Source organism: Glaciecola siphonariae, assembly GCF_042652645.1.
GTDB lineage: Bacteria > Pseudomonadota > Gammaproteobacteria > Enterobacterales > Alteromonadaceae > Glaciecola > Glaciecola siphonariae.
In genome coordinates this window covers 2,032,142-2,052,829 of the sequence record NZ_JBHSGU010000002.1, presented here as the reverse complement: position 1 = coordinate 2,052,829, position 20,688 = coordinate 2,032,142, and the positions used below count along the sequence as shown (strand labels likewise).

Here is a 20,688-nt window from a genome sequence, read left to right as displayed (position 1 = left end):
AGGAACCCAGTGATACTGTCTTCTCACTCCCGAATATCTTTTTTAAATGGCGCAAAGCAAATGGTGTTTGCGTGGGCATTTATTGGGCTGATGTTTAGTCTGATGTTTGCGCTGATGTTTGGGCAAAGTGCATTGGCTGCGCAAAACACCACTACAAAGGCCGGGCTAGAGTCAGGTGCATCAAAAATCGCGACAGATGCTTTTTTTGTTGATGAAGCAAAACGAGAAGCACAACGCGCAGCGTTTTTGCGAGCCGAGCGTGCCATTTGGAGTATGGACGCACAAGAGCTGCAAGAAACCTTAAAAGAGCTTGGAGACTATCCGCTAGCGCCATATTTAGTGGCCAAAAAACTACGGTATAAAATATCTCTGGACGATGCGGATGATATGCGCGCGTTTTTTGCCCAGTATGGCGACGCACCTTTTGCAAAAAATGTTCGTGCAGACTGGTTGCGATATCTGGCAAAGCGTAACCGGCGCTCGTTGTTCATTGAATTTTATGAGCACAGCAATAGCGCAGAACTTCAGTGTCAGTTTTTGCGCTATCAGTACGAGGCCGGCGTTGCAAAGGCAGACATCTACAAACAGCTGCCTAAATTATGGACAGTGGGGCGTTCACAAGATAAGGCCTGCGATCCTGTATTTGGCGTATGGATGAAAGACGGCGGCCTAACCGAAGATTTAATCCTGCAGCGCATTGAGAAGGCGGCAGATGGCGGCAAACATTCCCTCATACCCTACTTACGAAGCTTGCTTCCAAGCGATAAACAATACATTGCCGACCGATGGAGGGAGGTAAGAAAAGACCCCTCGCAAGTTCGTCATTTGGTGCGTTACCCTGGCAAACTCCCTGCCATTGAGGCACAAATTATTAGTTATGGACTGGCTCGGCTGATTTGGCGCGATGAGGATTTAGCGTTAAGTACTTACAAACGAGCTCTGCAGCGAATTACCTTTTCCGAAGAGCAGCGAGCGCGTGTTGTTCATCGCTTCGCGGTAGCGCTTGCATTAAATGACCACGCGGATGCAGAGCGGTGGCTAGTTGAGGCATCTTTGCTACGACCCGAATCTGAAACGATGCGCTGGCACCTTGCTTATTTACTTAAAAAACAAGACTGGCAGAGTATTGCGCTGTTGATTGAGAAATCTCCGCCGCAGTTAACAAACGAAAACCAGTTTCAATATTGGTTAGCACGGGCTTATGAAAAACTCGGTCGCGATGAGGCTGCGAATGCCTTATATACGCAACTTGCGCAAGAACGCCATTACTATGGTTTTTTGGCAAGCGCTCGGATGAATATTGAGCACAGCTTGCAAAACGAACCTGTGCAAGCAACAGAGCAAGATGTCCGCGAAATCGTGAGTTTAGAGGCCACACAACGAGCCTATGAGCTCAGAAAGCTCGAACGTTTCTATCATGCCCGACTAGAATGGGTATACGCGCAGCGTCAGCTTAGCGAGTCGCAAAAGCTGGCGGCGGCTGTGGTGAGTAGCGCATGGGAATGGCACGACCAATCTATTTTTACACTGAGCCGAGAAGGTTACCTCAACGATGTTGACAGACGTTTCCCTACCGCTTTTGAGGATTTACTGACCAAAGAGGCATTGAAAAATGATATTGCCCCAGAGTGGGCCTTTGCCATAGCTCGGCGAGAGAGTTCATTTATGACCGATGCAATCTCGTCAGCCGACGCGCGCGGCCTCATGCAGATTTTGCCAAGCACGGCACGCTATTTAGAGAGAAGGGTGAGTGCGAAAGATTTGTTCGACGTTGATGTAAATACGCGTATTGGCAATAAATACTTGCGATACCTAATGAACAAGCTTGACGACAATGCCTTGCTCGCCACTGCGTCATATAATGCGGGGTGGCGAAAGGTACTTGATTGGTTGCCTGAAACCGGCAGTGTAGAGGCCGATATTTGGGTAGAAACAATACCTTACAGAGAAACACGTAATTATGTAAAAGCAGTGTTGGCCTACCAGCAAATTTACCAAGACAAAATTAATCGTCAGAGCGTGGATAACACTGTTTTTGCTCGGTTTGCGCAACAAGACTTACGCAAAAACTAACAAAGCAAAAAGGCAGCGTGAGTATTAATCGAGTATAAATCAAGGTCTCGCTTTTCCCTGACATTTTCCCTGCGCCATGATAGCCTTTCACCACATCTTTAATGCTGAATCTAGGAAGGCTCAGCAAGGCAAATTATTCTTGTTTATATCAAATTGAGGCACAAGCATTATGCAGGCAGCGCAATATGCAGAACATATTCAGATTCTTCAGCACCGAACGCTTGAAGCTATTCAGCGCGAGGGTATAGATGGGTTAATCATCCACTCTGGTCAGTCAAAGCATCAGTTTTTAGACGACAATCATTATCCCTTTAAAGTAAATCCTCAGTTTAAAGCATGGCTGCCCGTTGTTGACAATCCAAACTGCTGGTTAATTGTCGATGGGGTGAGTCGTCCGAAACTCATTTTTTATCGTCCTTTAGATTTTTGGCATTGGGTGCCTGATGAGCCGAATGACTTTTGGGCGGAGCACTTCGACATCATTATGCTCAAACAAGCGAATGCGGTAGAAAAACACCTACCTTACGATAGAGCAAAGTATGCTTATGTAGGCGAATACATAGAGGTGGCTAAGGCGCTTGGTTTTGATTTAGTAAATCCTGACAGAGTGTTGCATTACTTGCACTTTCATCGGGCTTACAAAACTGATTATGAACTTGACTGCATGCGCCAAGCCAATGCGATTGCGGCTAATGCTCACCGAGCTGCAAAGGAGGCATTTTTTGCCAAACGCAGCGAATTTGATATCAACCAAGCCTATTTGCTAGCGGCGCAACAGGGCGATAATGAGGTGCCGTATAACAATATTGTGGCACTGAACGAACATAGCGCAATCCTCCACTATATGCGCCTTGACACAAAAACGCCCGCCGCCCATCTGAGTTTTTTGATTGATGCCGGTGCCAGCTATCATGGTTATGCCGCTGATATTACCCGCACTTATGCTGCACAACAGGGCGAGTTTGCTGATCTGATAAGTCAAATAGATGCGCTCACGCTTAAGTGTGTGCAGGCCTTAGTGCCTAACGTAAGTTATGTGGATGTGCATAAAGTGGCTTATCGCGGCGTAGGGCAAATTCTTGAGGATGCAAACATTCTGAATATGGCGGGCGATGATGCTGTAGCCGAAGGCATAGTGAGCACATTCTTTCCACACGGAACCGGCCACTTTTTGGGCCTTCAAGTACATGACGTTGCCGGTCATGTAGCTGACGACAGAGGCACACCGTTTCCACCTCCAGAGCAGCACCCATTTTTGCGCTGTACACGCACAGTTGAACCCAAACAGGTTTTTACCATTGAGCCGGGATTGTATTTTATTGAGTCGTTGTTGGCTGATTTAAAAGGGTCGGCGCATTCGAAGTATGTCAATTGGAACGTAGTTGACCGCTTGCGACCTTACGGCGGTATTCGCATTGAAGATAACGTGATTGTGCACAAAGAACGAAACGAAAATATGACCCGCGACTTAGGTGTATAAAGCCTAAAATTAAGTAGGAAAGCGCTTAATTGAGCTTGCCTACTAAATTCTTCAAGCGTGCTAGATGCTTATCATAATGTAAGTGTTGCTGCATGCTGTCTTTGAAGATGGGCTGTCTTACCTGTTCGGATGATGGCGTCTTGATGGTGCGTTTCGTTTTATGAAAATCTACGCAGGCTTGCTCAAAGGGTAAGCCGCAAAAATCTAACATGCGTGCTACCTGCTCCTCTAAATTATTAATCACGTCTTCGTGCTGAACATGCAGTACAAAGCCGGGCAATACCTCATTCCAATGCGCCATCATGTCCATATAGGCTTTATAGTAGCGTCCTATATTCTCAAGCCCGTAAGTAAACTCCTGTCCTTCTGCAAATAACTGCTTAAAGTTTGAGAAACAACAGGCCATGGGCTCACGGCGAGCATCAATAATTTTGGCATTTGGCAAAATGAGCTTGATTAAACCAATGTGCAAAAAATTGTTTGGCATTTTATCAATAAACATTGGCGCGCCCGCTCTATACGCCCTCGTATCTTTAATATACTGGGCACCAAAGCGCTGAAAATAATCTTTATCTAAGGTGGCAACAATATCAGGGTACTTATTTTTTTGTCCTTTTAAACGAGACGCAAGCCCAAGGATATTATGCAGCTCCATCGTGCCGTCTATGTGCGAGTGTGAGGCGAGGATTTGTTCCAATAAGGTTGAGCCAGACCGCGGCAGTCCAACAATAAAAATAGGATCGCCGGCAGCATCCCCTACCTTATTCAGTGTGTTAAATAAGGCTTTGGTGAACACTTGTTTGTGTTGTCTCACCTGCTGCTCAAACTGTTCAGCTTGATATCCACTTTGCGCTCTTTTTATAGCGTTACCTTTGTCGTAATAAGCAAAGGAGGAGTCAAACGATTGCTTGTCTTCAAGCGCCTTGCCCAGCGCAAAGTAAAAATGCGCTTTATCCTCGAGATGTATATTTTGTTGGGTTTGCTTTTCCATCGCCTCTAGCTCAGCGTCGCTAAAACTGTAGGTTTTAGTATTGGCCAAGCTCCAATAGGCATCACCAAAATCAGCTTTAATGGTATACGCTTTTTGATAGGCGCTGACAGCATGCTCAAGCTGCCCTGCGGCCTTGTACGCATGCCCCTTCAGCAGGTGCAAACCGGCTTGATTCGGTGAATCTTCCAGTAACTGTTGATACAGCTCAATGGCTTGCTCTGCCTCACCTAAGCCAAGCAGGGCACTTGCTTTTGCACTTAAAACAGCGGGATGAGTAGGGTGTTTAACGAGCAGATTGTTTGCGCAATCGAGCGCATCTTGAAAACGGCCCATTTTAGTGAGCAATTTTAAATATTCTATGCCGGCAGCGCGATGCTCGGGATGCAGCGCCAGACAGCTTTCAAGTAAAAATTCTGCATCGGCATATACCTTGAGTGCAATGCCTATTTCAGCTAACAGCAGCATACCTTCTGGATGATGCTTATGGGTTTGCAAAAATTTTCGGCATAACTGGTCAGCCTGATGAAGCTGCCCTTCATGCATCAAGTCTCTGGCATGCAGAAGCTGTTTGGGGAGTTCGCTCAAATAGTTTATTTGGGCTGTTGCGAGGTCTGCTGCTTGGTCGTTGTGACTTTTTTGATAATGCTGCAAAAGTCCTTTCCAACTGCTCAGCAGCGCTGGGTTAAACTGCGTTGCTTGATAAAAGTGAGACGCTGACTGCAAATCGTCACCCATTGCTCGATGCGCATACGCAAGCTCTTGATGCGCGCGCGCGTGAGAATCACTGAGCGCGAGCAATGATTCGTTGATCTCAATGGCTTTTTTTAAATCACCGCTTAGCCGAGTTGCTACCGCTAAAATATATAGCAAGGCAATATGCTGTTGGTGCTCAGCGCCTTGTTTGTCTAGCTCTGCAATGGCCTGTTCTGCCATGTTGATGGCGTCTTGTAGTTGACCTTTACTAATGGCTTGTTTGATTTGTTGTTCAAGGGTCACTGAATATCTCTATAAGGTAAACACCGCACGTAAATTCATATCGCGACGATATATCGGAAAGTTAAATCTTACACAAAAAAGACAAGTCATGGACTTGTCTTTTCATTTGCTTTAGCTGTATGTAACTATGCTACCAAAGCTATAAACACTTAAAAACGGCAATGACTTGATTTTAAATATCATTGCCGGTTGTTTATAGCCTGTTAGAAGAAATCGTAAGATAACCTCACACCAAGCGTTCTGGGGCGGTTGCTCACGACTTTAGGAGTAAACTGTTGAGTATCAATATATAACACTGCATTTTCATCAAATACGTTATCAATATAAAACTCAGCCTTCCACTCGTCGTTAGTTACGCCAAATGCTAGGTTGGTAATGGTATAACTTTCTTGAACATACCGGCCGCCCCTGAAAGCGTTGCCGTTAGCATCTGGGTAAGTTACGCCCTCAAAGCTAGCGGCCTCTTGTTGAATAGGTAAGCCTGAGCCTGTTCCGTAAATCAACTGAGTTGCATCTTCTACCACGTATGCGTCCATGTTCATGCCCGCTAAGCGGTCACCGGTGTATGAAATAGACCCATTGATATAGCCCGTTAAACCCTCTGGCAGCTCATAGAAATATCGAGCACGCAAATTACCCGAAAAGCTCGCTGAATAAGGTAGCTCTGAGCCCACTGGCAAGGCAATGCCCTCAAGCTCTGGATTCAATGAAGTAAGCTCTGTGTCTAATATACTAAACGCCGCGTCTACCACTAAATTATCGGTTGCTAACCAAGTAATATCTGCATCTAGACCTGTAATCTCAGCATCACCTACGTTATCCGTAAATACCAAAAAGCTGATGTTCGTGGGGTCAAAGCGCGAAGTCTGAAGGTCGCTAATTTCTGAGTAATAAGCGGTAGCGTTAACACGCAAAATACCGTCTAGGAAGTCACCCTTCATCCCAAGTTCATAATTGTCGAGCGTATCGGTAAGTGAATACACTGGAATCCGAAAGTTTTCAAATGCGCCTTGTTGATTGGTAGCTAAACCACCGCCTACACGGTTAGTAACCGGAGGACGAAAGCCCTCAGAGTAAGTAGCAAAAAACAGTACGTCGTCTGATGCTTTCCAATCGAGCGAGAATTTGAAAATGGTATCGTCTACGGTAAGCACGCCATCGTCATCCAACAAATCTACCTGAAGCTGTCCGCTGTTTATTGCCGCTGATACTGCATCTGGGTCTAAGCCAACTGCCGCTAGTTCGTTCGGGTCAAGCGTACCGAAAGCACGTAATCGTCTGCTCACATCTACAGTTGTTGTTGAGCCTTTGTAAATGTCATCTATCTGATACCAGCGAGCACCAAGGCTTGCTGTGAGTGTTTCGGTGATGTCATATTCAAGCTGACCGAATACGGCAATTTGGTCAATACCATGCGATACGTCGTTTACAAAGCTGATTTCAGACGGGAAAGGTCCGCCGTCGCTATTGATTCCTTCGGTGCCAACGGTGGTTCTTGCCAAATCGGTAAAGAAGCCAAGCTCGGTATTGGCGATGTTAAATAGGCCAATGGTATCAACGTCTTGCTCATCGTAGAAAATACCAGCGGTTATGCGCCAAGTGTTCTCAACATCGGTGTTTATACGAAGCTCGTGAGTCATGCGCGAGGTTTCGGTTTGTTCTTTATAGAATTTTGTTGGGTCTAGGCATCGTTCGTCTGCCGGGGTGGCGGCTTCATAGTGATTACACACGTAGTACGCCGAAAACAATCCACCGTTTGTGTAACCGGTGTAATCAATTGTAGAGTCGATGTTTCGGTCTAAATAGCCACCGGTGTAAACGATATCGAGTTTGTCTAAACGACCTTCCAAGGTCCATGTCGTCAAACCAAATTCATCGTCGTTATCTTCTGGCGTAAAACGGTTTACCGACGTCTCGCCATCTAGATTTGGGTCATACGCAAAGACGCCTTCGGTTTCTAAGGTTTGTTCGGTGTGTTGAACAAGGAGTTTCCAATCTTCATTGATGATGTATGAGAGGCCAAAGCGCGCACCAGAATAAACAGCATCGTTAAAATCGTCTTCTACAAGTGAGTCATTTTTAGGTGATACCACCGGGGTATTTTGTGGGTCACTCAACACACCGCCAGAAATACGGTCGATGACTACTGCGCTGCCAATATAACCGCCCTGACCAGGTTCGTTAAGAATGTTGTCAATCCAGCCGCCTTGCTTTGAATTATAGGCTGCCACTCTTACGGCAAGGTCATCGGTGAGTACGAAGTTAAAGAAGGCTTCCACTGAACTGCTGTTTTCTCCGCCTTTGGTCACTGAAAAGTCTGTGTCAACACCGGCTGAAAATCCAAAATGATCAGGCTTTTTGGTAATCAAACGCACCGTGCCCGACTGCGAGCTTGCACCAAATAAGGTGCCTTGTGGTCCAGGCAATACCTCGATTCGCTCCATGTCTGTGGCGTACACATCTAAGTTTCGGCCCTGCATTGAAATGGGCTGTTCGTCTAAATATAGGGCAACTGATGGCTGCAGCGCCTGTACAGATGAAACCGAAATATTCGTTTGCGTAGTAGCAGCACCGCGAATGTAAATCTCATTTTGACCAGGGCCTGTGCCTTGAAAGGTCACATTAGGTAAAAACTCTACATAATCGCTGAAATCATCTACGCCCAGATTTTCAAGCGCAGCGCCGTCAAGAGCGGTGACTGACACAGGAACATCCTGTATTGATTCAGAGCGTTTTGTTGCAGTAACTTCTATGGTCTCGATTTTTGCTTTTGCACTACTATTTTCTGGTGTTTGTGCATGCACAGAAGACGCTGCGAGTGCCGCGATCACCGCGATACTTATTTTTGATTTAAGCATAGATTTGCTTACCCCTAAGTTCTGATTTGATTAATAAATGTGTTGTGTTGATACCACTTGATCATACGCTGTGTAGAAAAAACTGCAAATTACATCGTATACAAACTATCATTTGGCGTGATTTTCTACGCATTGTCGCAAAATTTGGTTTTATTTCGCGCCTTTCTAAGAATGTTTCTCAAAAATTTACTAGTAAACGAATTATTCGTTCAGTGTTAAATAGTATTTATTTTATATCTGCGTTAACCTTCGCAAATTAGAAGCAAATCAAAAGAGACATATTCGTGCAGTTCAGTAATGCCCAATCTCCATTAAATAAGCCCGTGTTTATTACAGCCTCCTTGGCAATCGTTGCCCTTTTGATCTTTGCGGTCGCAGCGCCAAATGTGGCAGATGAGCTCTTTCAAATGACGCAACTCACTATCGTCACAAACGGCAGTTGGTTTTACGTTTTAAGCGTAGCGGTAATTTTAGTTACGGTGCTGTATTTAGGGTTTTCGCGTTATGGTGCAATTCGCCTTGGGCCGGATCACGCTACGCCAGACTACGCATTGCCAACTTGGCTTTCTATGTTATTTGCTGCTGGCATGGGTATTGGCTTGATGTTTTTTGGTGTGGCAGAGCCTGTTATGCATTATCTGGCGCCGCCATCGGCAACCCCCGAAACAATTGATGCGGTAAGAGAGGCAATGAAGACTACCTTCTTTCACTGGGGTTTTCATGCGTGGGCAATTTATGCCGTTGTAGCGCTTATTCTCGCTTACTTTAGCTTTCGACATAATTTGCCCTTAACGATGCGCTCGGCGCTGTTCCCTATCATTGGCAATAGAATTCACGGTTGGGCAGGTCATGCGGTCGATATTTTTGCCGTGATCAGCACGATATTTGGCGTAGCAACTTCGCTCGGTCTAGGGGCCGCTCAAATTAACAGCGGATTGCATTATTTGGTAGGCTTTGAGGTAAGTTCCAGTAATCAAATTATACTGATGACAGGGATTATCGCAGTCGCCATAGTGTCGGTGGTATCTGGCTTAGACAAAGGGATTAGGCGTTTATCTGAAGCCAATATGATACTCGCCATTGGCCTTTTAGTGTTTATTTTACTGCTAGGCCCAACGGTGTTTTTATTAAAAGCATATTTGCAAAACACGGGCGCGTATTTGTCAGACATCGTGCGCAACACATTTAATTTATTTACCTATGAGAAAACCGACTGGATAGGCGGCTGGACAATATTTTACTGGGGCTGGTGGATAGCATGGGCACCGTTTGTTGGCTTGTTTATTGCGCGCATTTCTCGTGGCAGAACAATAAGAGAATTTGTACTTGGCGTACTGCTGATTCCGACTGCATTTACACTGCTGTGGATGACAGTATTTGGCAATACCGCGATTGAATTTATTTCCACTCAAGCGCACGTGGGTTTGAGCAACATGGTAAATGAAGACACCTCTGCGGCTTTGTTTCTGTTTTTTGAGTATTTTCCCATGACCGACTTGCTGTCGGGGATTGCCATCATGATGGTGGTAATTTTCTTTGTGACGTCCTGCGACTCCGGCGCAATGGTGGTTGATATGCTGTGTTCTCACGGTAAAAATGACACACCTGTGTGGCAACGCATTTATTGGGCCTTGGGAGTAGGAATTGTGGCGGCAATTTTATTAGCTGCTGGGGGCTTAACCGCACTGCAAACCATGACCATTGCATCAGCGCTGCCGTTTGCCATTATTATTTTACTGTCGTTAGTGGGCTTGTTAAAGGCTCTTAGAATAGATGAATTTAAACGTGAGTCTCTCCTTATCAATACAGCGCCAGTGTATCCGATAGAGCATGAACTTGGTTGGCAACAGCGTTTGCAAAACATTGTGGATTTTCCAAGTAAGTCTGCCGTACAAAAATACCTCAGTAGTATTGTTCAGCCAGCTTTCGAGGCCGTTGTAAAAGAGTTGCAAACTCATTCCATAAGCGCAGAGTTAAAGCAAAAAGATGATGGGATGCAGCTTTTTGTGCACCACGGTGACGAACAAGACTTTGTATATGGCGTGCACTGGCGAAAATACATTCAGCCTGAGTTTTCATATAATGAGCAAGACTCACTAGACGCTGACGATGAACATACTTATTATCGGGCTGAGGTCCACCTGCGTGAGGGCGGACAAGATTATGACATCATGGGCTGGTCGAAAGACGCTGTTATTAATGATGTGATAGATCAGTACCATAAGCATCAGCACTTTTTGCATCTGCTGCGGTAGGCTAATTTATTATCAACAATGTGCACTAATGCTTATTTACAGCAAGGGTCAGGATAATGAGCCTTGCGTAGTTGTTTAGTATCATAAACGAATATGCAGCGCTTGAGTCTTACACTATGGAGCAACATATGCAAAAAGACGAAGAGCTCCTAATTGCGCTTAGACGCGTGATTAGAGCCATAGATTTACGCTCTAGGCAATTAAACAAAGAAGCGGGCCTGACTGGGCCGCAACTCTTAGTCATGCAAAATATCGCTAAAACACCCGGTATTATGGTCAGGCAAATTGCCGAAAACATTAATCTGAGCCCTGCAACGGTGACCAGTATACTCGACCGGTTGGAGGGCAAAGCCCACGTAGAGCGCGTAAGAAGCACGTCAGACAAAAGAAAGGTCGGCGTATTTTTAACCAAAGAAGGCGAAGAAATTCTCTCTCGCGCCCCTTTGCCCCTACAAGAGCATTTTATTAACCGCTTTAGTCGTCTACAAGAGTGGGAGCAAAGTCAGATGGTTGCAACAATGCAGCGCATTGCCAGCATGATGGATGCTGAAAACTTAGACGCCTCACCAGTACTTGAGGTTGGAAATATCTCAGAAAAAGCCTAGGTCCTTAGCTGTTTTACGGCGTTTAGCTGTCTCGATTAATGGCGATATCGGCTAAACCTATTAGCGCAGCCTTATAATGTGACTCGGGTAAGATGCTGATTGCCTGTTTTGCTTTGTTAGCCTCGGCCTGCGCCAAGTCACGTGTGTAAGCAATCGACCCACTGCTTTCCATCACAGCTAAAATACGCTCAAAGTGCGCCATACCGTCTGCGTTTTCGATGGCGCTTTTAATCAGAGCGGCATCTTCGCCGTTACTGTTCCACATCGCATGCAATAGCGGCAACGTTGGTTTTCCTTCAGCTAAGTCATCGCCCGCTTGCTTGCCCATCTGTTCGCTTTTTGCAGTGTAGTCAAGGACATCGTCCACAAGCTGAAACGCGGTGCCCAAGTGCTTACCATAGTGCTGCATGGCTATTTCAACGTCTTGACGTTGGTCGGTAAGCACGGCAGAAAGCTGCGTGGCAGCCTCAAATAAGCGAGCGGTTTTGCTGTAAATTACGTCAAGGTATTTGGCTTCGGTGGTGTTAGGGTCATTGCAATTCATCAACTGCATAACTTCGCCTTGAGCAATCCGATTAGTTGCGTCTGACAAGATTTCCATAACGCGCATGCGCTTTAAATCTACCATCATTTGAAAGGCGCGAGAATAAAGAAAATCTCCCACTAAGACGCTTGCCTGATTGCCAAAGAGCTCATTGGCAGTCTCACGTCCTCGGCGCATCGTCGACTCATCCACAACATCGTCGTGCAATAAGGTGGCCGTGTGTATAAATTCAATAATGGCCGCAAGCGTGTGATGGTCATCTGACTGTATATTGAGCGCACGGGCTGCCAGCACGGTTAACAACGGGCGCAAACGTTTTCCGCCACTGTTGACAATATAAAATCCTAGCTGGTCGATAAGTGCAACATCTGAACTTACCTGTTGCTGTATCAGGCGATTAACCGCTTTCATGTCGCTGTCAGAAAGCTTGCGTATGTTGTCTAAATCCAAACCTCACCCGTTTGTGATGATGTAACTGTCTAAATAATTGAGCAATATTGTGACACTTATCAAAGTATTCGGCTAGTAATAAGCGTGATGAGAGGCGTTTTATGGTATTTTAAGGCACTGAACAATTAATATTCAAATTAATCGTGATTTATCGGTAGATAAGGCTTGTCACTTGGACCAAGTTTACGTACAATTCGCGCCCTGTTTTTTGAATTGAGCGCCTATGTGCGCAGAGCGGAGAGAATTATGTACGCGGTTTTCCAAAGTGGTGGTAAACAACACCGTGTGGCCGAAGGCCAAACCGTTCGTCTTGAAAAGATCGAAATGGCGCCGGGTGAAGCGGTTGAGTTCGATAACATCTTGATGGTAAGTAATGGTGACGATATTAAAATCGGCACGCCCTATGTTAGTGGCGGCAAGGTAACAGCAGAAGTGGTTACGCATGGCCGTGGTGAAAAAATTAAAATTGTGAAGTTCCGTCGTCGTAAGCATTCACGCTCACAGATGGGACATCGTCAGTGGTTCACTGAAGTGAAAATCACTGGTATTCAAGCTTAAGTAGGAGACGAACACATGGCACATAAAAAGGCTGGTGGTAGTACTAAAAACGGTCGCGATTCAATCTCTAAACGCCTAGGTGTTAAGCGTTTCGGCGGTCAAGAAGTATTGGCAGGCAACATTATTGTTCGTCAGCGCGGCACTAAGTTCCACGCCGGTGACAACATGGGTATCGGTAAAGACCACACTTTGTTTGCATTAGCAGACGGTAAAGTGCAGTTTGAAACCAAAGGCCCTAAAAACCGTAAATACGTAAGCATTGTTGCTGAGTAAGCATCAAGCGAGCTTTTGAAAAACCCCGCTTAATGCGGGGTTTTTTGTCGCTTTGCATCGGTATGCACAGCAGAAGGGGGCGTTCACAAAGACGCTTTGCGCCATCCATGGCCGCTTCACCAAAACCATCCTTGGTTTTGGAGACTTTGTGAACGCCCCCTTCTACTATGCATTAGGCATCAAGTAAAACTCATTTGGTTCGCATAGAGTAGTGACAAAATTACTGTATAACTTGCATGGGTATCGATACCGCTTGAGTATTGCTAATAGGCAATACAAAGTATAGAAAGCGCTGATATAGGGGAGTACTTAGTATAGTAAAGCATCACAGGCCATGGATGGCCTGTGTTGAGCGGCCAGGATGGCGAACAGCGTCTTTGCTATACTAAGTACTCCCCTATATTGGTGCCTACGCAGAAATCAATGAGAAGCAATAAAATCGAGTGGTAAAATGAAATTTGTAGATGAAGCAGAAATACGAGTAGAAGCAGGCGACGGCGGCAATGGCGTGGTCGGCTTTCGTCGTGAAAAATACATTCCACGAGGCGGACCAGACGGCGGTGACGGCGGTGACGGCGGGAGCGTATATCTTCAAGCAGATGAAAACCTCAATACCCTTATTGACTATCGATTTGAACGATTTCATCGCGCTGAGCGCGGTCAAAACGGCAAAGGAAGCGACTGCACAGGACATAAAGGTGAAGATTTAATTCTCAAAGTCCCCGTAGGTACGCGCGCTACCGACAAAGAAACCCTTGAAGTGCTGGGCGACCTAACTAAGCATGGTCAACAGTTAAAAGTGGCCCAAGGTGGCTTTCATGGCCTTGGGAATGCACGTTTTAAGAGCAGTACTAACCGCGCGCCTCGTCAAAAAAGTAATGGTACGCCAGGCGAGATTCGAACCCTCATGCTAGAGTTAATGCTGCTAGCAGATGTAGGCTTGCTCGGTCTACCTAATGCAGGTAAATCTACGTTTATTCGCTCGGTGTCTGCTGCTAAACCTAAAGTGGCCGATTATCCATTTACCACTTTGGTGCCCAATTTAGGCGTGGTGCGTCTAGACTCTCAAGCTAGCTTTGTTATCGCCGACGTGCCCGGTTTGATTGAAGGTGCGTCTGATGGCGCAGGTCTTGGCATTCAATTTTTGAAACACCTTGAGCGCTGCCGTGTTTTGCTACATTTAGTAGATGTGATGCCAAGTGATGGTTCAGACCCCGTCGAAAATGCGCTTACCATTATTAATGAGTTAGAAACCTATAACCCTAAATTGGCAGCCAAGCCACGATGGCTGGTGTTTAACAAAGTCGATTTGATGTTGGAAGAAGAAGCCGACAAGATTTGTAGTGACATTGCTGAACAAATGGGCTGGGAAGACGATTATTATCAAATATCGGCTTTTCAAAAAATGGGCGTGATGGAAATATGCCAAGACCTCATGGATTATATTGAGAACATGGCGCCAGAAGAGTTAGACAATGAAACACATGACGATACTGCTTTTCAATGGGAAACGGCCAAGCCAAAATATCAGCAGGCTAGCGAGCTTGACGACGAGCTAGACGACGATGACGATGAGGATGATGATCACCCTAACGTCATTTATACTAACGAATAGAAAACGACTAAGTCGAAAAACGCCGTCTCTGCCTTCAAGAAGATGGCTTTTTTGCGCAAAGCAAATGGCCTGAGCGGCCGAACTTGCTTCATTAAAAAGGTGTCATGTTGGTCTTAAAAAGTGATCAATATGACGCCTTTTTTAGTTTAAGAGATACGTGTTTATTCAACTATTTTGCTGCGCCCTACGCAGAAGAATCAAGGTCATAGCCTCTTATGCAAATAATAATTAAAAACAGCGTGTTGCTTGTCGCCGCCATCATATTGCTCGGCATCAGTGCGGCATCAAACGCACAGTTTCGCGGCGGTGATAGACCAAAGCTTGTTGTAGTGGAGCCATTGAGCTTTGAGTATGAGACATCGTTAATCGAAGCCGTAGGAACTGCTCAAGCGAAGCGCTCGGTGACTTTATTTCCTAGCGTGACCGATGAAGTTACCGAAGTTAACTTTGTGCCCGGTCAAGCCGTATCGCAAGGCGATATATTGGTTGCGCTCGATAGCCGCTTACAAGACGTTGCTATTGAGCGTGCGCAGATTCAGCTTGAGGATGCACAGCGTAATCTTAAGCGAGTGAAGCTCAGTGTGGCCAGAGGCGCCGTAACGGAGCGTGAGCTCGATGATGCAGAGACCGCAGTACGCTTGGCACGCGTAAATTTACAAGAAGCAAAAGAGAACAAAGAAGACAGATTAGTACGTGCGCCCTTCGATGGGGTTGTTGGATTTACTGATGTAGAAGTGGGCGACCGTATTGGCCCCCAAACAGAAATCACCACCCTTGATGATCGTAAAGAGCTGTTTGTGAATTTTGTTGCGCCAGAACTTGCAGTGACTTACTTGATGAACAAACCCGATGTTCAGCTTGAGCCATGGACCGACCGCAGTATTGCGCTAAAGGCAAAAATTGGTGAGGTCGATTCACGTGTAAACACCCAAGACAGAACCATAAGAGCAAGAGCCTTATTAGATAACAACAGCGACCAATATCGTCCGGGTATGAGCTTTAGAGTATCGCTCAGTATCCAAGGAGAGCGCTATGTTGCGATTCCAGAGGCGGCGCTGTCGTGGGGCGCTACAGGTGCTTTTGTTTGGCTCGCTGAAGATACCAAAGCGAAACGAATTGAGGTGCAGGTAAAGCAAAGACTGCGTGGCCGTATTTTGGTATCGGGCGACTTGAGAGATGGCGAACCTTTAATAATTGAAGGCATACAAGGCCTGCGTGATGGGCAAGCGCTCAATATCCAAAATGAAGATGTGCTGGGTACATCAGGCAGTCAGCTAAGTAAAAAACCTGCTAAGCAAGAGGTTGCAAGCTAATGTTTAAAAATAGCCTTTTCAAAGACGATTTACCTTCAATGTCGATTCGCCGTCCAGTGTTGATACTGGTGCTTAACTTATTGATAGTAGTGGCAGGTATTGCCGCTATTTATGGTTTGGAGGTACGTGAACTCCCAGATGTTGATCGCCCCATTATTACCGTAAGTGCTAGCTACCCCGGCGCGGCCCCTGAAACCGTTGATTCTGAGGTAACAAGTCGCTTGGAAGGTGCTGTGGCCAGAGTGAGCGGTGTAAAGTCCATCCGCGCGTCAAGTGAAGAGGGCAGCAGTCGCATTCGCGTGGAATTTAGACCCGGCGTTAATATTGAAGATGCCGCAAACGAAACGCGAGAATCGGTTGCTCGAATTGAACGGCGTTTGCCTGATGAAGTGGAACAAGTTTCGATTGTAAAAGCCGACAACGACGCCCAAGCTGTGGTAAATGTAGCCGTTTCGAGCCCCAGATACGATTTAGAGACGCTCACCGATATTGTCGAAACCGACCTTGCACCGCTATTTCTAAACGTGCCGGGTGTGGCAGATGTTCGTCTCGATGGAGACCGTCAGCGCGTTTTGAGAGTAAGTGTTGATAACCTCAGATTAACCAGTTTCCAGCTATCGATATCAGATGTTGCAAACGCATTGAGCACCGCTCCGTTTGATGTGCCTGCGGGCAGTATCCGCTCATCTGATCAACAGCTCATTGTGCGCGCTGATGCCACATCGGTGTCGGAACAAGATGTGCGCGACATTGTTGTTGCCGGCGATATCAAAATTGGCGACGTTGCTAATGTGTACTTTGGTCCGGCAGATTTACGCAGCATTGTGCGGTTAGACGGCACGCCGGTTATCGGACTTGGGGTTATTCGCCAAGCCCGCTCCAACACCATTGAAATTTCAGATGAAGTGCTCGCGATGGTGGAGAATCTGAAAACGCGTTTTCCTGACTTAGAGCTTACCGTAACCTCAGATGATGCTGAGTTTATTAGAGATTCGGTTGATGAGGTGCTGCAGTCTTTGCTGTTTACCATTATATTAGTGATTGCCACACTGTGGATTTTTATTGGTAAATTTAGAGCGACACTGATACCTGCTCTGGCAATTCCCGTCTCGCTCATTGGTTCATTGGCGCTTTTGTGGGCCTTTGGGTTTTCAATTAATATATTGACTTTACTTGCGCTGGTGCTAGCAACAGGCCTAATTGTAGATGACGCTATTGTTGTGTCGGAAAACATTCAGCGGCGCAGGGCGCAAGGCATGGGGGCTAGAGCCGCGGCGGTTCTCGGCACTCGCGAGGTCTTTTTTGCCGTTGTAGCCACCACCGCTGTGCTGGTCGCTGTATTTGTACCCATCGCGTTTTTGCCCTCTACCGCTGGGCGCTTGTTCCGAGAGTTTGGCGGCATACTGGCAGGCAGCGTGATTATTTCCTCTTTTGTCGCATTGTCACTCGTGCCAGCACTGACTGCAAAAATTCCTGCCATTGATATGAGCAAGCAAAAAGCGCCCGGACTGTTGGCTAGGTTAGGCACAAAATGTGTTAATGGATATGCTCGCTCACTTAAACTTATGTTGTCGTATTCGTATGTGGTGGTTGCAATATGCTTACTCATTGGCGGCGGCGCATATTATGTATTTGCCGAGCTAGAAAACGAGTTACTGCCATCGGAAGACCGCGGTGTTGTTCGAATTTTTGCGCGAGGCCCTGACGGCACCGGTATCAATTTTATGGACCGCCAGGCGTTAAAAACTGAAGAGCTCTTGCTGCCAAATATAGACCAAGGTGAAATTGACTCTATTTATACCGTGGTAGGGCGCTGGGACCCGAATATTCTTTTCATTACGGTCCCTCTCGTTAATTGGGATGAGCGTGAGCGTTCACAGCAAGAGATTATATCCGAACTTCGGCCAATGCTGTCTCAAGTTGCAGGAGCGCCGGGGCGAGCATTCGGAGGCAATAGCCTTAACCTTCGTGGTTTTGGTGGCGGCTTTGAAATGGCTTTAACCGGAGACACCTACCAAAATATTTATGAGGCGGCACTTGAGTTTTCAAAGCGTATTGAAGATACGATGCCAGAAATGGGCCGAGTAGAGGTGTCGTATCAACCTACTCAACCTCAACTGCGGGTCAACATCGACAGGCGCAGAGCCGAAGAGCTCGGTGTTGCCTTTGCTGACGTGTCGCGTACCTTGCGAGCTGCAATAAATGGGGATGATATTGTTGACTTGAACGTTGGCGACCAAGCCGTTCCTATCATTCTGCAGGCGAATAGCCGAAATTCTCTAGACCCTGCCAACATTTTGAATTTGTACGTGAGCTCCAGCAACAATAATCTTGTGCCCCTATCGAGCGTTGCCTATGTTACAGAGGAAGGTGTTGCCGCAGAGTTGGAGCGTCACGCCCAAAGACGTGCAATTGAGCTTGAGATGGAATTGCCAGAAAGCGTTACCATTGAACAGGCCGTGACGGCAATTCGAGATTTGGCAAACGAGACACTGCCCGCCGGAATAGGCATTGTATTTTTGGGTGAGGCGCAGACCTTCCAAGAAACCAATCAACAGGTTATGTTGACTTATGTGCTCGCGTTCTTGATTGTGTTGTTGGTACTTGCTGCGCAATTTGAAAGCTTCAACAGTGCACTGGTGGTAATGCTTACTGTACCATTTGGTATTGCAGCCGCGATTTATGCGCTCTTTTTAACGGGTACATCGGTTAATATATACTCGCAAATTGGCTTAGTCATGCTCATAGGCCTACTTGCTAAAAACTCGATTTTATTGGTTGAATTTGCAAATCAGCTCCGCGACAGCGGAATGGATATCGCCGAATCGATCATTGAGGCAGGTAAGGTGAGGCTTCGCCCCATCATGATGACATTGGTGTCGACTATTTTAGGCGGCTTGCCGCTTATTTTGTCCACCGGTGCGGGGGCTGAGGCACGTAATGCCATAGGCTGGGTCGTGTTTGGAGGTTTAGGTCTGGCGGTAGTGTTCACCTTATTCCTAACGCCGGTGTTATATTATGCCTTGGCTAGGTTCTCAAAGCCGCGGGCAGACGAAGCGAATCGCCTAAACACCGAACTTGAGGCCGCTGAAAAACAGCTATAGACTCCCTGCACAGGCCTAGGGCATCATGTGGCGCTAGGCTTTTTATGGTACAGGTAATCGACATGAATATATTGTGCAAGCCTTTTGAAGCTCTATCTAGTGCGCATGTTTATCAAATGCTAAGACTGCGAAGTGAAGTGTTTGTGGTAGAACAAACCTGCATCTATCAGGACATTGATAATAAAGATATTCAGCATGGCGTGCATCATTTGTTGATTGAATCAAGCAGTAGTGAGCTGATGGCCTATGCGCGCTTGCTGCCTAAGGGCCTAAGCTACGACGATGTGAGCATGGGACGAGTGCTTGTGGCGCAAGCCCATAGGGGAAAGTCACTCGGCAAAAAAGTGATTGCCCACAGTCTTAAACATATCGCGTTATTGTGGCCCGGACAAAGCATTACAATTGGCGCGCAGAGTCATTTAGTTGATTTATACCGTTCATTTGGGTTTGTTGAGCAAGGGCAGCCGTACTTAGAAGACGGCATCGCCCATATTGATATGCAAGCAGTGTCTCCCAATTTTAAGGAATATTTGTAAGGTGAAAATTTCATTAATTGCCGCGATGGCAAAGAATCGAATTATTGGAAAAGACAATCAAATGCCTTGGCATTTGCCCGCAGATTTAAAGCATTTTAAATCTACCACCCTCGGTAAACCTGTGATTATGGGACGCAAGACCTATGAATCTATTGGCAAAGCTCTGCCCGGGCGACAGAATATTGTGATCAGTCGAAAGGACAGCTATCAATTGAACGATGCCTGCGTGGTGCCAAGCTGCGAGGACGCTATAGCGGTGGCTCAAAAGACATCAGACGATGTTATGATCATTGGCGGTGGCACCATCTATCAAGCCTTTTTGCCGCAAGCGACCCATTTATATCTTACTTTTATAGACGCAGAACTTGAGGGCGATACGCAGTTCCCTGAATGGGAAACGATGGCTACGTGGCAGGAATTGCAGCGAGAAGCGCATGAGGCAGATGATAAAAACAAGTACCCTTACGCATTTGTGACGCTAGCACGCTGCTGACGTTTGGTTAGGGTGATGCTGTAGCTATAGCCGTATAAGGCGCTGAAAATAATTGAGGGTGCTACGGTGAGCCACAAATTAGGGGTTGAAAAAGCCACGTTAATCGTAATCACCAGCACAGTTTGAATAAGCAGAGCGGGTAAAGGAACCACTAACATACCCGCTATGCAGTTGCCGGCGCACTGGTGTTTAACCCGTTCTAATGCGTCATCAAAAATAAGCAGTGTTTTGCAAGGTTTGGCTTTTGTATGGCTTGACCATCTGGGCATAACAAAACTCAAGCAAAAGCTAGCATGTCCGTGCTTGGCGTGAAAGTATTCAAGTAAAAAGGTAAAAAAGAGGGTAATCGCGCCGCTGTAGCTACCCTGTACTAAGGCTGCTTTAAATAGTATTTGGGTGTCGTTTGTGACTAAACTGTTAGCGAAATACGCCCAGGCTGCATAAAAACAGAAGGCCAACAGTCCAGATATAACTAAGCGTAATAGGGCCATGGTATCCTCAAATATAGCAGCAAGGTAAGCGGAGCTTTGGTCTGGCGTTATTC

At 46.3% G+C, this 20,688-nt stretch carries 15 protein-coding genes; 11 read left to right on the top strand and 4 right to left on the bottom strand.

Features of this window, described 5'->3' with window-relative positions; all coding sequences use genetic code 11:
* Positions 1-9: 9 nt before the first annotated feature.
* The gene (locus tag ACFO4O_RS10320; protein WP_382408054.1) at positions 10-2,073 is read left to right on the top strand and encodes a transglycosylase SLT domain-containing protein; all 2,064 of its coding nucleotides are present in this window, start codon (positions 10-12) and stop codon (positions 2,071-2,073) included.
* Between the two features lie 169 nt (positions 2,074-2,242).
* The gene (gene pepQ / locus ACFO4O_RS10315) at positions 2,243-3,553 is read left to right on the top strand and encodes a Xaa-Pro dipeptidase (protein ID WP_382408052.1); all 1,311 of its coding nucleotides are present in this window, start codon (positions 2,243-2,245) and stop codon (positions 3,551-3,553) included.
* 25 nt (positions 3,554-3,578) lie between these two features.
* Here pepQ and ACFO4O_RS10310 read toward each other — a convergent pair whose 3' ends face one another.
* Both ACFO4O_RS10310 and ACFO4O_RS10305 read right to left on the bottom strand, forming a co-directional pair.
* Positions 3,579-5,540, bottom strand: coding sequence for a tetratricopeptide repeat-containing sulfotransferase family protein (locus ACFO4O_RS10310; RefSeq protein WP_382408050.1), 1,962 nt, complete (start codon positions 5,538-5,540; stop codon positions 3,579-3,581).
* A gap of 203 nt (positions 5,541-5,743) precedes the next feature.
* The gene (locus tag ACFO4O_RS10305) at positions 5,744-8,398 is read right to left on the bottom strand and encodes a TonB-dependent receptor (protein ID WP_382408048.1); all 2,655 of its coding nucleotides are present in this window, start codon (positions 8,396-8,398) and stop codon (positions 5,744-5,746) included.
* A gap of 284 nt (positions 8,399-8,682) precedes the next feature.
* Here ACFO4O_RS10305 and ACFO4O_RS10300 point away from each other — a divergent pair, with 284 nt between their 5' ends.
* Both ACFO4O_RS10300 and ACFO4O_RS10295 read left to right on the top strand, forming a co-directional pair.
* Positions 8,683-10,653: a BCCT family transporter gene (locus tag ACFO4O_RS10300; protein ID WP_382408046.1), complete on the top strand. Its 1,971-nt coding sequence runs from the start codon at positions 8,683-8,685 to the stop codon at positions 10,651-10,653.
* A gap of 128 nt (positions 10,654-10,781) precedes the next feature.
* On the top strand, positions 10,782-11,258 hold the full coding sequence (locus tag ACFO4O_RS10295; protein ID WP_382408321.1) for a MarR family winged helix-turn-helix transcriptional regulator: 477 nt from the start codon (positions 10,782-10,784) through the stop codon (positions 11,256-11,258).
* 22 nt (positions 11,259-11,280) lie between these two features.
* Here ACFO4O_RS10295 and ispB read toward each other — a convergent pair whose 3' ends face one another.
* Positions 11,281-12,252, bottom strand: a complete 972-nt coding sequence (gene ispB / locus ACFO4O_RS10290; protein ID WP_382408044.1) for an octaprenyl diphosphate synthase — start codon at positions 12,250-12,252, stop codon at positions 11,281-11,283.
* A gap of 246 nt (positions 12,253-12,498) precedes the next feature.
* Between ispB and rplU the strand changes: the two genes are divergently transcribed.
* The 7 genes from rplU to folA all read left to right on the top strand — a co-directional run bounded on the left by rplU (position 12,499) and on the right by folA (position 20,144).
* The gene (gene rplU, locus ACFO4O_RS10285; RefSeq protein ID WP_382408319.1) at positions 12,499-12,810 is read left to right on the top strand and encodes a 50S ribosomal protein L21; all 312 of its coding nucleotides are present in this window, start codon (positions 12,499-12,501) and stop codon (positions 12,808-12,810) included.
* Between the two features lie 15 nt (positions 12,811-12,825).
* The gene (gene rpmA, locus ACFO4O_RS10280; protein ID WP_382408042.1) at positions 12,826-13,083 is read left to right on the top strand and encodes a 50S ribosomal protein L27; all 258 of its coding nucleotides are present in this window, start codon (positions 12,826-12,828) and stop codon (positions 13,081-13,083) included.
* 451 nt (positions 13,084-13,534) lie between these two features.
* On the top strand, positions 13,535-14,698 hold the full coding sequence (cgtA, locus tag ACFO4O_RS10275; RefSeq protein WP_382408040.1) for an Obg family GTPase CgtA: 1,164 nt from the start codon (positions 13,535-13,537) through the stop codon (positions 14,696-14,698).
* 215 nt (positions 14,699-14,913) lie between these two features.
* On the top strand, positions 14,914-16,011 hold the full coding sequence (locus ACFO4O_RS10270) for an efflux RND transporter periplasmic adaptor subunit (protein ID WP_382408038.1): 1,098 nt from the start codon (positions 14,914-14,916) through the stop codon (positions 16,009-16,011).
* Positions 16,011-19,115, top strand: a complete 3,105-nt coding sequence (locus tag ACFO4O_RS10265; protein ID WP_382408036.1) for an efflux RND transporter permease subunit — start codon at positions 16,011-16,013, stop codon at positions 19,113-19,115. Before ACFO4O_RS10270 ends, ACFO4O_RS10265 begins: the two co-directional genes overlap by 1 nt.
* A 44-nt stretch (positions 19,116-19,159) precedes the next feature.
* Positions 19,160-19,651, top strand: a complete 492-nt coding sequence (locus tag ACFO4O_RS10260; RefSeq protein ID WP_382408035.1) for a GNAT family N-acetyltransferase — start codon at positions 19,160-19,162, stop codon at positions 19,649-19,651.
* Positions 19,652-19,676: 25 nt separating this feature from the next.
* The gene (gene folA, locus ACFO4O_RS10255) at positions 19,677-20,144 is read left to right on the top strand and encodes a type 3 dihydrofolate reductase (RefSeq protein WP_382408317.1); all 468 of its coding nucleotides are present in this window, start codon (positions 19,677-19,679) and stop codon (positions 20,142-20,144) included.
* Here folA and ACFO4O_RS10250 read toward each other — a convergent pair.
* Positions 20,114-20,635 carry a hypothetical protein gene (locus ACFO4O_RS10250; RefSeq protein WP_382408034.1) on the bottom strand — a complete coding sequence of 174 codons (522 nt, stop codon included), beginning with the start codon at positions 20,633-20,635 and terminating at the stop codon, positions 20,114-20,116. The two genes, folA and ACFO4O_RS10250, sit on opposite strands and share 31 nt — an antisense overlap.
* Positions 20,636-20,688 lie beyond the last annotated feature (53 nt).

Coding starts and splice junctions, on each gene's coding strand:
- pepQ (WP_382408052.1), top strand. CDS start 2,243: ATGCAGGCAGCGCAATATGCAGAACATATTCAGATTCTTCAGCACCGA.
- ACFO4O_RS10305 (WP_382408048.1), bottom strand. CDS start 8,398: ATGCTTAAATCAAAAATAAGTATCGCGGTGATCGCGGCACTCGCAGCG.
- ACFO4O_RS10295 (WP_382408321.1), top strand. CDS start 10,782: ATGCAAAAAGACGAAGAGCTCCTAATTGCGCTTAGACGCGTGATTAGA.
- rplU (WP_382408319.1), top strand. CDS start 12,499: ATGTACGCGGTTTTCCAAAGTGGTGGTAAACAACACCGTGTGGCCGAA.
- rpmA (WP_382408042.1), top strand. CDS start 12,826: ATGGCACATAAAAAGGCTGGTGGTAGTACTAAAAACGGTCGCGATTCA.
- cgtA (WP_382408040.1), top strand. CDS start 13,535: ATGAAATTTGTAGATGAAGCAGAAATACGAGTAGAAGCAGGCGACGGC.
- ACFO4O_RS10270 (WP_382408038.1), top strand. CDS start 14,914: ATGCAAATAATAATTAAAAACAGCGTGTTGCTTGTCGCCGCCATCATA.
- ACFO4O_RS10265 (WP_382408036.1), top strand. CDS start 16,011: ATGTTTAAAAATAGCCTTTTCAAAGACGATTTACCTTCAATGTCGATT.
- ACFO4O_RS10260 (WP_382408035.1), top strand. CDS start 19,160: ATGGTACAGGTAATCGACATGAATATATTGTGCAAGCCTTTTGAAGCT.
- folA (WP_382408317.1), top strand. CDS start 19,677: ATGGCAAAGAATCGAATTATTGGAAAAGACAATCAAATGCCTTGGCAT.
- ACFO4O_RS10250 (WP_382408034.1), bottom strand. CDS start 20,635: ATGGCCCTATTACGCTTAGTTATATCTGGACTGTTGGCCTTCTGTTTT.